At 47.0% G+C, this 13,101-nt stretch carries 14 protein-coding genes; 6 read left to right on the forward strand and 8 right to left on the reverse strand.

What is annotated here, in order from left to right; all coding sequences use genetic code 11:
* The 8 genes from CFX1CAM_RS08515 to CFX1CAM_RS08550 form a co-directional block, all read right to left on the reverse strand.
* Positions 1-585 carry a thymidine kinase gene (locus tag CFX1CAM_RS08515; RefSeq protein WP_087862612.1) on the reverse strand — a complete coding sequence of 195 codons (585 nt, stop codon included), beginning with the start codon at positions 583-585 and terminating at the stop codon, positions 1-3.
* Between the two features lie 85 nt (positions 586-670).
* On the reverse strand, positions 671-1,150 hold the full coding sequence (gene rpmE, locus CFX1CAM_RS11760; protein ID WP_087862613.1) for a 50S ribosomal protein L31: 480 nt from the start codon (positions 1,148-1,150) through the stop codon (positions 671-673).
* Positions 1,151-1,185: 35 nt separating this feature from the next.
* Positions 1,186-1,452, reverse strand: coding sequence for a 50S ribosomal protein L27 (gene rpmA, locus CFX1CAM_RS08525; protein WP_087862614.1), 267 nt, complete (start codon positions 1,450-1,452; stop codon positions 1,186-1,188).
* 5 nt (positions 1,453-1,457) lie between these two features.
* On the reverse strand, positions 1,458-1,775 hold the full coding sequence (gene rplU, locus CFX1CAM_RS08530; RefSeq protein ID WP_087862615.1) for a 50S ribosomal protein L21: 318 nt from the start codon (positions 1,773-1,775) through the stop codon (positions 1,458-1,460).
* A 260-nt stretch (positions 1,776-2,035) separates the two neighbouring features.
* On the reverse strand, positions 2,036-2,437 hold the full coding sequence (locus tag CFX1CAM_RS08535; protein ID WP_157891805.1) for a hypothetical protein: 402 nt from the start codon (positions 2,435-2,437) through the stop codon (positions 2,036-2,038).
* Positions 2,438-2,555: 118 nt separating this feature from the next.
* Positions 2,556-2,939 carry a PadR family transcriptional regulator gene (locus CFX1CAM_RS08540; RefSeq protein ID WP_087862617.1) on the reverse strand — a complete coding sequence of 128 codons (384 nt, stop codon included), beginning with the start codon at positions 2,937-2,939 and terminating at the stop codon, positions 2,556-2,558.
* A 284-nt stretch (positions 2,940-3,223) separates the two neighbouring features.
* Positions 3,224-4,681 (reverse strand): hypothetical protein, encoded by a 1,458-nt coding sequence (locus CFX1CAM_RS08545; protein ID WP_162287675.1) that lies wholly within the window; start codon positions 4,679-4,681, stop codon positions 3,224-3,226.
* Positions 4,671-6,194 carry a UDP-N-acetylmuramoyl-L-alanyl-D-glutamate--2,6-diaminopimelate ligase gene (locus CFX1CAM_RS08550; protein WP_087862619.1) on the reverse strand — a complete coding sequence of 508 codons (1,524 nt, stop codon included), beginning with the start codon at positions 6,192-6,194 and terminating at the stop codon, positions 4,671-4,673. Before CFX1CAM_RS08550 ends, CFX1CAM_RS08545 begins: the two co-directional genes overlap by 11 nt.
* Positions 6,195-6,976: 782 nt before the next feature.
* Here CFX1CAM_RS08550 and mraZ point away from each other — a divergent pair.
* Genes mraZ through mraY form a run of 6 tightly spaced genes read left to right on the forward strand, consistent with a single transcriptional unit; the run spans position 6,977 to position 13,099 of the window.
* On the forward strand, positions 6,977-7,420 hold the full coding sequence (mraZ, locus tag CFX1CAM_RS08560) for a division/cell wall cluster transcriptional repressor MraZ (RefSeq protein WP_157891806.1): 444 nt from the start codon (positions 6,977-6,979) through the stop codon (positions 7,418-7,420).
* Positions 7,417-8,385: a 16S rRNA (cytosine(1402)-N(4))-methyltransferase RsmH gene (gene rsmH, locus CFX1CAM_RS08565; protein ID WP_231940978.1), complete on the forward strand. Its 969-nt coding sequence runs from the start codon at positions 7,417-7,419 to the stop codon at positions 8,383-8,385. The genes mraZ and rsmH overlap by 4 nt, the downstream gene beginning before the upstream one ends.
* A gap of 19 nt (positions 8,386-8,404) precedes the next feature.
* Positions 8,405-8,890: a hypothetical protein gene (locus tag CFX1CAM_RS08570; RefSeq protein WP_087862622.1), complete on the forward strand. Its 486-nt coding sequence runs from the start codon at positions 8,405-8,407 to the stop codon at positions 8,888-8,890.
* Positions 8,887-10,671, forward strand: a complete 1,785-nt coding sequence (locus tag CFX1CAM_RS08575; RefSeq protein WP_087862623.1) for a peptidoglycan D,D-transpeptidase FtsI family protein — start codon at positions 8,887-8,889, stop codon at positions 10,669-10,671. The genes CFX1CAM_RS08570 and CFX1CAM_RS08575 overlap by 4 nt, the downstream gene beginning before the upstream one ends.
* The gene (locus tag CFX1CAM_RS08580) at positions 10,668-12,107 is read left to right on the forward strand and encodes a UDP-N-acetylmuramoyl-tripeptide--D-alanyl-D-alanine ligase (protein WP_087862624.1); all 1,440 of its coding nucleotides are present in this window, start codon (positions 10,668-10,670) and stop codon (positions 12,105-12,107) included. The genes CFX1CAM_RS08575 and CFX1CAM_RS08580 overlap by 4 nt, the downstream gene beginning before the upstream one ends.
* The gene (mraY, locus tag CFX1CAM_RS08585; RefSeq protein ID WP_087862625.1) at positions 12,107-13,099 is read left to right on the forward strand and encodes a phospho-N-acetylmuramoyl-pentapeptide-transferase; all 993 of its coding nucleotides are present in this window, start codon (positions 12,107-12,109) and stop codon (positions 13,097-13,099) included. The genes CFX1CAM_RS08580 and mraY overlap by 1 nt, the downstream gene beginning before the upstream one ends.
* The last annotated feature ends 2 nt before the right edge of the window (positions 13,100-13,101 follow it).

Here is a 13,101-nt window from a genome sequence, read left to right on the forward strand (position 1 = left end):
CTACCTCGGATACTCACCTCTAGGGACCTCATGATGGGTCCGACAGCGGGCTTCGTACATTTCATTGGCGCCAATCACCACAATTGGTTCGTCATAATGAGCTGGCTTCCCATTCACCAACCGCTGTGTCCGACTGGCAGTCTCGCCACAAACCATGCAAATGGCATGCAGCTTATCCACAAATTCTGCCCTGGCCATCAATTCGGGCATGCAGCCAAAGGGTTCACCGCGAAAATCGGTGTCCAGTCCACTGACAATCACCCGGAGATTGCGCCTTGCCAGCGTTTCCACCACACCAACGATATCTGCATCAAAAAACTGGGTTTCGTCAATCCCCACGACGGTCGTCTCCGGTTCCAGAAATTGAAGTATCTCCTCGGATTTTTCCACAGGCTGAGCGTCAAAATTAAATCCAGAATGGGAGGTGACTTTTGCTGGAGAATAGCGATAATCGACACAGGGCTTGAACACCTGAACCGACTGTTTGGCGATTCGTGCCCGAGTTAACCGCCGGATCAATTCTTCTGTCTTCCCACAAAACATTGACCCACAAATAACCTCAACTACACCAAATCGATGTTTCATTTCCTACTCCTGAAAATAAAAATAACAGGCAGACGAAGGTTTCATCTGCCTGTTAAGTTTACCGGATTTTTTGATTTTAAAATGACTAAATCGTAATTTCTTCTGCCGCTTCTGGAATTTGATAGCCAAAATTACGGAGAGCTTTCTTAAGGTCAATTAATGATTTTCGGCCAAATCCGCTAATTTCCAACAAAGCTTGTGATCCGCCTTCCAAACGCTCGAGAATATCTCCAACGGTAGCCAAGCCAGCTTCAGCCAGCACCTTTTCCACCCGGGTTCCCAGGTTTAGGTCTGTCACAGGGCGATCAAGAGAAACTCTAGCATCAGCTTTTGCTTGCTGTTCATCGATATAATCCTGCCGCACCTGGAGTCGTTTATAGAAGCGATCAACCTGTCCTTCACGGTCTAAGATCCGTTGTTGCTGACCGGTGTAAAAGGGATGGCAATTTGAACACACTTCCGTGCGAATCTCCGGTTGGGTTGATCCTGTCTTCCAGGTCGCGCCACAGGAACTACAAATTACCGTCGCTTCAGCATAGTATTTAGGATGAATTTCTTTTTTCATGATGTCGTTACAATCCTCTCAATAATAAACGTACGCTATTCTTCCTCTGGAACGGTAACGACATGCACCTTTTTGCGTCCACCTGCCATCGTCTCAAAATGGACAAGACCGTCTTGGGTGGCAAACAGGGTGTAATCTCTGCCCATACCCACATTCCAGCCGGGGTGAACTTTAGTCCCGCGCTGGCGTACCAGGATGTTTCCGCTAAGAACGAATTCCCCGCCGAATTTTTTAATTCCAAGTCGCTTTGATTTGCTATCACGACCGTTACGCGATGAGCCGCCGCCTTTTTTGTGTGCCATGTTTCTTACTCCATTTCAATCAATTCGATCAGCAAACGTGTGTATTGCTGCCGGTGACCTGATTTTACACGATACCGTTCTTTTGGGCGGTATTTAAACACCAGGATCTTGCGCCCTTTAAAATGGTCAACCACTTTCGCCTGAACCTTTGCGCCTTTGACCGTCGGAGTCCCGACGGTGACTTCATCGTCATTGACAAATAGAAGTACATCTTCCAGGGTAATGGTCTCACCCACCTCATTTGGCAATCGATCGACTTCGATCGTTTTGCCTTCAGAGGCACGGTATTGTTTACCGCCTTGTTCGACAATCACAAATTTCATTATCTACTCCAATCTTCACTTAACCAGTCTCACCCGCGTGCAACCGCCGGCGACCGGGAAAGTTTGGGTTACAAAACTCTACCCCAGCAAGGATTTCCTGCCGGGGCAAGGTCACATTATTATATTCACTTGGCTGGATGAAGTCAACCAGAGTCTGGCTTTTTCTGATTCAAAAATCGATCAGAAACCGGCTTAACCCAGAAAATTGCCTCTCGGTTCCATCGGTCAAGGCAAGTTACTCCCCCCAAGCCAAAAATGGATTAGCAGGAATAAAATTTTTCTCTGTTCAGGGGTTTTCTATACCGAATTCCCCCACGGTCATGACGACGATCAACACGACCAGCTAATTCTCGATTCACTTGCCTCAACCTTTGTTGCAGGCGAAAGATGCGATGTTCCAATTGCCGTTTCTCCCGATAGATAGGCGCAATCGCTCGTTCGCGAAAAGCCTTCTGTCCACGGGGATAGTGACCAAAATGATGTGTTCTAAACCCACGCATGTCGATTGTGTCGCCATAGCGATGAATCTGTCCACCCCGATTAATCCTCCGACGAGAGCTGCGGCAATCGCCCCTGCTATACGCATATTTCCGCGGTCTGCGTGAATAGCCCGGTTCCAATTGTTGAGTAAAATTTTCTTCCATCCGATTCTTTCTATACATTCTTCTCATAACTCGATCTCTCCTTTTCTCAATCATGTGTTTAATCCTTCCTGCATGATGCGTGTCTTGCCGGTCAAACGCCTGAGCACCATTTTTTCTAACTCTCATCCAACTCCTTTCATTTTTCGCTCGCAGGCTCCAATAATATATGGATGCTTTTTTGAGCTTTAGCCAATTCCTCTTGCCAGGTTTGGTGCGCCGCTTTACCTTGTTCACTCAATTTGAACACTTTTCTTGGTGGACCCTGTACGTTTTCGGTGTCCCATTCAGAGTCAATCCAGCCCAACGCTTCCATATGTCGCAACGTCCGGTAAACGACCGATGGGTGAATTGAGGTAATTCCCAATTCTTTTAGGGCGGTAATTAAAGCATAACCATGTCGCTCTTTCTTGTTGATCAAAAACAATAATGCTGGTTCAACCAGCGCAACCGTCAGGGGCGTCCGTCGCTTTTCACGTCTGTGACCACCTTCAATGGACCATCCACGCTTATGTCTTGGCATTTACGCACCAACCTTTCTTTACAAGCTGATCCATTATAGCATAGTATTCCATAACTGTCAATAGTCTCTATATAAGAATATTGTTTAATTTCAATTAGTTTAATGTTCTAAAACTGGAATATCCGCGGTTCATCAACAATTTCGGGTTAAACCCTTATTGAATCATGTCATGCAATGACGATCACGAACGATCATCGTACACATGCTTCTGCAGTGATTGAGAATCATTAAATAATAATTTGGGAAAAACATGTTCCCCAAAGGAAACAGAACGCCACACACCCCTAAATGATGTTCAGTTTTTCTCGTACTCTTGCTGCTAACCCCCTGGACTTGAATAATAAATCTTCTGTCAGATGATCTGGAAAATATTTACCCAAAGCCAGTCTCCTTTTGGCTCCCCAGGTAACGTTGCTTCTCTCAATTTGAAGCTTCCTTAAAACAGCAGAATCATAAGCCAGGTTTGAAGATTTCAGCATTTTTGAAATGCCTCTATTCGGGATTGTAGCCTCCTGGAAATTGATCGCCGCAACCAATGCTTCATACATACCCTGGACATCCTGTTTTTTAATTTTCTCAAGAACAATCTCGCCATTCTCTCCAATGTTATGTTTAAGTGGATTGGGAATGTTCAGCGTCACAATATTGCTGGTTGTTGGGAAAAGAGAATAAGCAGTGCCATTACATGCTCCCCCGGACACCGTGTGTTGAACTTTAATTCTTTCAGTTTCAACGACCTGGAGAAGCAAGTCTTCAGCCCTGTTGTCCTGATCCGGAAAGAAAGTCCCATAGACACAATCTGTGTCATTGATTTTAATCTGCAACCCATCATCATAGTTAGGCTGAGCCAATCCAACATCAGAATATATTCGATTGACCATTCCCTGGCTAAATATCTCTTCCCTCAATTCAGGTGAATAGAAAGTGTTATCATCGCTGAGCCGCAAGGTTTTCAAGCTTTCTGAATCAAGCCTGTTTTGAAGGATGATGTCATCAGCGTGCAGCGGGACGGACTGCATACTCTCTAACACCAAAATGTTTGTTTCGGGATCAATTTTTCCAAAGGGCGTGTTCTTTTTAATAGCGACATGATTCGCAGAAATTTCAAACACTTCTTCTACAAAAGTAAAAATAAAAGTTACATCAACATCCCTGAAAACCTTAGGAGAATTTACAATATCATCGATTATTGCAAACGCAACCGCTGTGGCAATCATATTGTCAGCGTTTTTCATGTACAAATGGGATTCATCTTCTGAAAATTCGGGTAAATGCCAAATCCCATGGCTGTTATTAGGAATACCAAGATTGTCTTCCAAATAAATATAGGGTTTATTTGCGTAATGAAACCTGGTGATTTTCTTAGTGGAAACCAATTCGCCCTGGTTTGAAAAAATATCAATTTCTGGTGGTGATACTTCCAGCAATTTCTCAAGCCTGTGGAACCCAACACTCCCAAAAGCGACACCAATACCATTATTACCGATAACGAACCCTGGATGGTCGATGTGGGTATCAATGATCAGCGGATAGCGAGGATTTCCTCGTCGAAATTTGATGAACAAACAATATTCGTCAAAGGAATAATTCCCGTTATACAAGTCGCGTCTTGAGCTGACAGAACTGATACCAAGGTCATTAAGCATCAATAAAATTTTCTTCAAAACATGTCCATATAAAAATGGAGCATTAGGCATTTGATTAAAGAGTTTCGAGAATTCAACGACTTTTTTATTGATCATTTTGAGCAAATTTTCTAATTTTACTTTTGGTAACTTCAACTTCATTCCAGGGATATTCCACACCATTAATACTTAATGATGTTTCATGACCTTTCCCCGCGATGACAACAACATCTCCGCTTTTCGCTGTTTGGATCGCGTACGCAATTGCCTGTTCCCGGTCAGGTATTTTAACGAAGGTTCTTTTCTCCTCGCCACCTGCAGCAATACAGCCTTCAGCAATTTGGTCTATGATTTCAGTTACGGGTTCGGAAGGGTACCAATCGACCGCGGTGATGATTGCCAGGTCTGAATTTAATTCAGCGATCCGGCCTAAACCGGGCCTTTTAGATTTGTCTCTCAGTCCCCCCGACAATCCGAAGACTAAAATCAATCGTCCCTTTTTAATTTGATTTGCCAGGTCCAGAACATTTTGCAACGCATTTTCCGTATGGGCGTAATCCACAAACACCCTGAACGGTTGACCTGAAACGATCTCCTCAAATCGTCCGGGGAGGATATCCGGGTTCAAGAAATAATCCTTAATCGACTGTGTTGGGATGTTTTGCAAGTAGGTTACAGCAATCGCTGCTAAGGCATTGTAAACATTATGAATTCCCATCAATTTTGATTTAATTTCGATCTTCTTCCCACCTGGCATGTTAACAGTGAACAAATAATGGTCATCAACACAAACAATATTTGACGCGAAAAAATCTGCGCTGTTTTTAATTCCATAAGAGTAAGAAACTACGCATGCCTGGTCTTTGAAGAAATCATAGGATGGATCATCGGCATTAAGGATGGCGTATTTCTGGAAATCTTTTCCAGATTCTCTATTCAACAACCTGAAAAGAAGTGACTTTGCTTCTCGATATGAATTGAAATCTTTATGGTAATCAAAGTGTTCATGAGTAACATTTGTGATCATGCCAATGTCAAATTCGCAATCGTTCACGCGATACTGAGACAACCCATGTGAGGTTGCCTCAATAATTGCATATTGAACACCCGCAGCGACCATCTGCGCAAGATAGGATTGTACCGAGACTGCATCTGGCGTCGTCACGTGAACACCGGTATCCACAACTGTATGGTCGATATCGACATTAATGGTTGTTAACAAGCCAGTTTTAAACCCGGCTTTTCTGAGCAATCCAGAAATCATATTGCAAGTACTGGTTTTCCCGTCAGTGCCAGTGACACCGATGACCGTTAGTTTCTTGGCCGGGTTTCCATAAAAATTTGCAGCAATTTTGCTCAACAGTTGACGCGAGTTGGGAACCTGATAATAAGCTGTTGCGCCAAAAGCAGGCATTGACACCGCTGGGCGTTCACCAACAACAACTGAGGTGCCATTTTTCACAGCATCAGAGATGAAATCATGGCCATCCACGATGTTGCCCGCAAGGGCAACAAAAATATTGCCTGGCTTCACGCTCCTTGAATCGAAAGCAATGCCAGTAATATCCAATATCCCAGCTTCTTCTGAAACCTTGATGTCACAATCTGAAAATAGTTGTTTGAGTTTCATGATTTTCAAGTTTTAATATGTCAGAACAAGCGCCATATTGACGGTCAGATCATCAATAATCAAGGGAAATCGAACCCTACCATTTCTGCAAAGACTAATTGTACTCTGGCAACCCGGAATAACATACTTTGGCGATCTTCTCCGTTCAGCAATACCAGCATCATCTTAGCTATTCCACGAACGCTTCCGAATGAAAACACAGCTATAGACGCATTTTTTTTAGAATTCAGGAGAAACATATGCGTGTCAAATTTCAAAGATCTGCAAAGTCTCTGGCTTGCCTGATGCAAATCTTCTTGCCGTGACAAGTCACAGAGATCCTCTCACTCGATCAAATTGCATACATGCCTACAACTTGAAAACCGTCAGAAAATCCGGTTCATGCGCATTGTACTGATTTCATTTTTGTACATCGTAAGGTTGTAACGGTTTTGGATAAACACGAATTAAGGTATGAACGGATTGAAACTTTGCATTGGAGAAGTTAGGTATGATAAGTGTTTTGTCAATAATTCCTGAAAAGAAAATATGGGTTTTTTGAAGTATAATTCGTTTTTAATGGAAACACAAAGTAGAATTTGCACTGCTTGTCAAGCCACCATGCACAAAACTCGATCTTTCATGACATTTTTTAACTATTTTTCAATCAAATTCTAATTTTCCCCCTTGATTTTTTTAAATACTTCCGTTATACTGAAGCCACTAGTGGTTAAAAGTGGAGAATTGTGGTATGAAGTGGAGCATCGAAGTCTCGGTGTGAAACGAGAATCAGGAGAGATCGCGTGAATTTCTTTGGCAGGTACGAACATACCATCGATGAAAAAGGACGCATCACCATCCCCTCAGAATATCGAGAGGTCTTAGGTGATTCCGTTTATGTTACGCAGGGCTTCGATGGCAATCTGCAGGCTTTTCACATCCAGATGTTTGAGAGGTTATCCGAACAGCTTCGGTCGATTGGCTTTTTATCACCGAACAGTCGTTTACTTCGCAGACTTCTTTTCTCCAATGCAAAGCAGATCAATTTCGACAGCGCCGGCCGCATCTTAATCCCTGCCTTTCTTCGAGAGACTGCAAACCTCGAAACAACTGCCATGGTGGTCGGTATGGGTGAATTCTTTGAGATCTGGACGCCTGAACGTTGGCAAGATCAACAGAATGCACTCAATGACGTCGAAGCGAATGAACAACGCTTCAGTGCCCTGGATTTAACAACCCTACTATGAACGGTTCTAACATGGGTGGGAACACTGTCTGTAGTGATTCATTTCCCCACCTACCAGTACTTTACCATCAAGTCCTGGAAGCTTTGGCACCGGTCAGTGGCGGCAATTATCTTGACGGCACACTTGGCGCTGGTGGGCATGCTGAGGGAATCTTACAAATATCTGCGCCCCTAGGCAGGCTGCTCGGTCTTGACCTTGACCCGGAGGCGCTGGCAATCACTCGCCAGCGTCTCTTTATCTATAGAGACCGCGTTGTCCTGCAGCAGGCAAGTTATCACCTGGCACCGCAGATTCTCAAAAGCCTGGGCTGGTCGCATCTGGATGGCATCCTGTTAGACCTGGGTGTGTCATCGATGCAAATTGATCAACCCGGTCGGGGTTTCTCTTTTCAAAAGGATGGCCCCCTTGATATGCGCTTTGATCAGGGTGAAGGCCCAACCGCAGCAGAGTTGATCCACTCCCTCAGCCAGGAAGAACTCGCAAGAATCCTGCGCGAATATGGCGAAGAACGTTTTGCCAACCGCATTGCTCGTGCCATTATCAAAGCCCGACCGATTCAGTCCACACGTGCCCTGGCTGCTGTGATCGAGGCAACGGTGCCGTACTATGAAGCCGGTCTGCACCCTGCCACCCGTACCTTCCAGGCTCTGCGGATCGCAACCAATACAGAGCTTGAAAAGCTTACCTTGGCTTTGCCCGGCCTGGTAAACATTCTTGCTCCCGGTGGAAGAATCGCTGTGATCAGCTTTCATTCTCTGGAAGACCGGATCGTCAAGCAGTTTTTCAAGACAGAAAGCAGCGATTGCATCTGTCCACCTGAACAACCGGTGTGCACCTGTGACCATTCTGCGTCGATCAACATCATCACCAGGAAACCGATCAGACCAGGTGCTCAGGAAATTATGGAAAATCCGCGTGCCCGCAGTGCACGCTTACGAGTTGCTGAAAAGATCAAAAAGGCATGAATATTGCAAGGCAAATAACATGAAGAACCGCCTACTACAAGCCTACAAACAAGCCCCCTGGCGAATCCAGATCCAATGGATTGGCCTGTTTCTGCTCGGGTTGGTTTTGGTCGCTTCCATCATCGGTTTGTACCTGAGCATCAGTGCCCAGGCTGCTGCATCGGGGCGAAGCATCCAATTTCTCGAGTATCAAATCAGCAATATCAACGATGAAATCGCTGAACTAACCTCCGATTTAGCTAAAACAAAATCTATCGCAGTCATGCTGTCTAAAGCTGAGGCGATGGGGTTCAAGCCATTAAACCCCCACGACGCGATCTATCTCGAAGTCCCGGGCTACAACCCCCGCGCCGCCCTTGAGCTTGCGCCACCCAGGGTGAACACGATCTCAGAAACCCCGATGATCCTGTCCGCTTACAAGACCTCGCTCTGGCAGTGGTTGATTAAAAATATTTGGCAGTCACCTTCAAGTGACCACCTGGTTGAGGGAGAGTTATTGCCATGAAACCCCCTTTCTACCAACGCTACCTGATCATCGTCATCGCATGCGCCATCTTTGGTCTGGCGACGGTGATTCAAATGGTCCGCATCAATTACACCTCGTATGCACAGGAGCTGATCGCTAAATCAGAAGAGTATCAGGGCGTTAGCAAGACAATTTATCCTCCACGCGGCAATATTTACGACCGAAAGGGCAACATCCTGGCTGGCAACCAGATTGGGTACGAGGTCGGAATCGACTTAAAATATGTAACCGATCCGGATTCGATCGCTTTTGCCGCCGCTTCCCTGCTGGACGGATTGGATTACACTTATGTTTTTGGACTGGCCAGCACCGAAAAACAGGCTGGTGAATACAGGTATTTTGTCCTTTCAAGTTACGTCAGCAAAGACAAAATCGAAGAGCTCATCGAGCTTAAGAATAGCTATGCTGAACGACGCAAGGAACAAAAAACGCTTAAGCCCAGTTTGTCCGGCCTGGTATGGGCGCCCATGCAGCAGCGCACTTACCCTGAAGGCACTCTGGCTGCCAATGTGCTGGGGTTTTACGATTATTTCACGCGAGAAAATGCCCAGGGCGCTTATGGGGTGGAAGGCGCCTACAACCGCTTGCTGACCGGTAAACCGGTCCAGGTCTTCTTGCCCAATGACCCGAACCTGGTGGAAGCCTTACCAGCAATCGATCCGGGCGCCAGCCTGATTTTGTCTATCGATCGTGAAATACAAAAAATGCTCGAGCAGACATTGCAGGACGCCATCGATTGGTCAGGTGCTGAGGGCGGAACGATCATCGTTGCTGACCCCAAAACCGGTGAGATCCTGGGGATGGCCAGCACACCGTTTTTTAACCCTAATGAATACTGGAAGTATGGGGAAACGTTTACCGGCATCGTCCCTTATAACCGGGCGATTGGGACCGCTTACGAACCAGGCTCTGTTTTCAAGGTGATTACCATGGCTGCTGCACTGGACAGCGGGGTCGCAGATGTGAACACAACCTATAACGATGCATCCGGTGTCTATTGGGTGGAAAACACCTGGCCAATTTATAACTGGAATTACGGCGCCTGGGGTCTCCAGGACATGACCGGCTGCATGCGCCATTCATTAAACGTCTGCCTGGCGTATATTGCCATTGATTTGCTCGGTGAGGAGTTGTTTTACGATTACTTGCAGGCTTTCGGTTTTGGCAGAAGCACCGGGATCGACCTGGCTAATGAAGCCAATTACCCGCTCCGCTTGCCCGATAGCAACCTGTGGATGACCATGGATTTAGCCGCAAACTCCTTTGGCCAGGGCATTGCCGTCACGCCAATCCAAATGGTGACTGCAGTATCAGCGATAGCCAACGATGGCCTCATGATGACTCCCCACGTTGTGCGCGCGGTCATCGATAAAGGACAGCAATACAATGTCTCACCGCAAGTGATCAACAGCCCGATTTCAGCCCAAACCGCCAGAGACCTGACCGAAATGCTCTCTGTCTCTCTTGAAGAGGAATCCTCTGCAGCTCTGGTTGATGGTTACCGGGTTGCTGGAAAGACCGGGACAGGACAAATTCCAACCGAATTGGGATACACCAGCAACCTGACCAACGCCTCTTTTGTCGGTTGGGGACCCTCAGATGATCCTCAATTTGTCGTATATGTATGGATTGAAAAACCCACCATCTCCCAATGGGGGTCGGAAGTAGCTTCACCTATCTTTAAAGACGTCGTCGAAAAATTGGTCGTTTTAATGAGAATTCCACCGGACAATGTTCGGAACCGGCAGGCGAATGAATGATGATGGCATCCGTGATTAACTTGAAGGACATCCTTTACGCCCTAACCGGCCAGACCAACCCAAAGTTGGATATCCCCGTCTCCAAAGCGGTGATTGATTCGCGCCAGGCAAGCGAGGGCAGTCTGTTCATCGCTTTCCCGGGTGAGCACGTTGATGGGCATGATTATGTACAAGCTGCCTTCGACAACGGTGCAAAAATCGCATTGGTTGAAAAAGACCTGCCCGAAGGACTGAACGTCATCGATTTACGTGCTGAATATTTTCAGCCCCACTTTCTTAACCAAGTCACGGCACCGGTGTGTCTGCGGGTGGAGAACACCCTGGCTGCCCTACATCAGATCGCAATCCATTGGCGCAAAGAACACCCGATACGTATTATCGGGATCACCGGAAGTGTCGGAAAAACATCCACCAAGGAACTCACCGCAGTCCTGCTCTCACAAAAATTTGCGGTGCTCAAAAACCCGGGAAACAGGAACAATGTGATCGGTTTGCCGCTTACGCTGCTCGAGCTGGATTCTCACCATCAATGTGCCGTGCTGGAGATGGGATTTTATGTCCCGGGAGATATCCGGCTCCTCTGCGATATTGCTCAACCTCAAGTTGGTGTGATCACCAATATCGGCACTGTTCACGCTGAACGAGCCGGCTCGCAAGAAAATATTGCCAGGGGCAAAGCAGAGTTGGTCGAAGCCCTGCCCCCGGCACCGGATGGCGTGGCTATTCTGAACATGGACGATCCACGCGTGAGCGCCATGCGCTCAAAAACCGCCGCAAAAATTTTCTCCTATGGGGTCAATGAGAAAAGTGACCTGATGGCCAGGGACATCCAAACCCATGAACTGGAAGGTCTATCCTGCGTTCTATCCTACCAGGGCGAAGACCATCCCGTTCACTCCCCTCTCATGGGTGCCTTTTCAGTTTACACCATTCTGTGTGCGACGGCTGTCGCTTTAACCGAAGGCTTGGATTGGGAGATGATCACAACCGGTCTGGCCAACAGCCAATTGGATTTGCGCTTACACCCGCTTCCCCTGGCAGATGGCACCGTCATCATCGATGATACCTATAACGCCTCACCGGCCTCAACCTTAGCAGCTCTGGAATTTTTACAAACCTTTTCCGATCGACGGGTGGCCATTCTCGGTGACATGCTGGAATTAGGGCAATATGAGCGCGCGGGTCATTACGCTGTTGGGGCTTCGGTTGTAAACGCGGCTGATGTGCTGATCCTGGTCGGCGAGCGGACATTGATGATTGCCGAAGCTGCCGTTGATCGGGGTTTCAAGCAAGATCGTATTCATTGGTTCGCCGATTCAGAGCAAGCAGCACTACATGTCTGCGGGTTAATCCAACCGGGCGATCGAGTTTTGATTAAAGGTTCCAACAGTATGCGTATGGATCGCATCCTTCGAACCCTGGCGGGAGGAGAATAATGGAAAACAGCCCCGTTGCCATCGCCATCAGCGGTCTCAGTTTTGTGATGACCATCATTTGGGGGGAACCATTGATCCGTTTGCTGAAAGCCTGGCGTGTCGGTAAGGTCATCCAAAAAGAAGTTGACCAACATCAACAAAAGATGGGCACACCCACCATGGGTGGCTTCATGTTCCTCATCCCGGTTACCCTGCTGACCATTCTTTTCAATGCAGTCTCCATCTTTGGCTTCGACCTGCTGGGACGATCGGTATTATTACCCCTGCTGACATTGTGGGCTTATGGCCTTTTAGGCATGATTGATGATTGGGAGGGAATACGAGGGTCTCGCAAAGGCTTGGGGATGCGTTCCAGTGTCAAGTTTGCCATCCAGGTTGTGTTTGCGATTGTGATCGCGTTTGTCCTGCGGGACATTCTCAATGTACCTCAGATGATCTGGTTCACTGCCAAGCAACCCTTAACGCTCGGTCCGCTGTATATCCCCGTTGCGGTTTTCATCATCGTTGCCACATCCAATGCTGTCAATTTTACAGATGGCCTGGACGGGTTGGCTGGCTTGATCGCTGCCACAGCCTTTGCTGCTTTTGGCCTGGTCGCTGTGATTCAAGGACAAAACTACCTGGCACGCTTTTGCTTCTCACTGGTGGGTGCCCTGTTTGGTTTTTTGTGGTTTAACGTCCACCCGGCCAATTTATACATGGGAGACACTGGCTCGCTGGCTTTAGGCGCCACCCTGGGTGTGGTTGCACTGATGACCGGTTACTGGGTCCTCATTCCCCTGTTGGCAGTGATACCCGTTAGCGAAGTCGTCAGTGTTGTGATCCAGGTTCTGTATTTTAAGGTAACCAAAGGCAAGCGCTTCTTTAAAATGGCGCCGTTGCACCATCACTTTGAACTCATCGGTTGGAGTGAAACACAGATTGTTCAGCGTTTCTGGCTGATCAGTTTGGTTTTTACAATGTTGGGCATTGCCCTGGTATTTGTGGAGTAAAT

This window comes from Brevefilum fermentans, from assembly GCF_900184705.1.
In the GTDB taxonomy this organism is placed as follows: domain Bacteria; phylum Chloroflexota; class Anaerolineae; order Anaerolineales; family Anaerolineaceae; genus Brevifilum; species Brevifilum fermentans.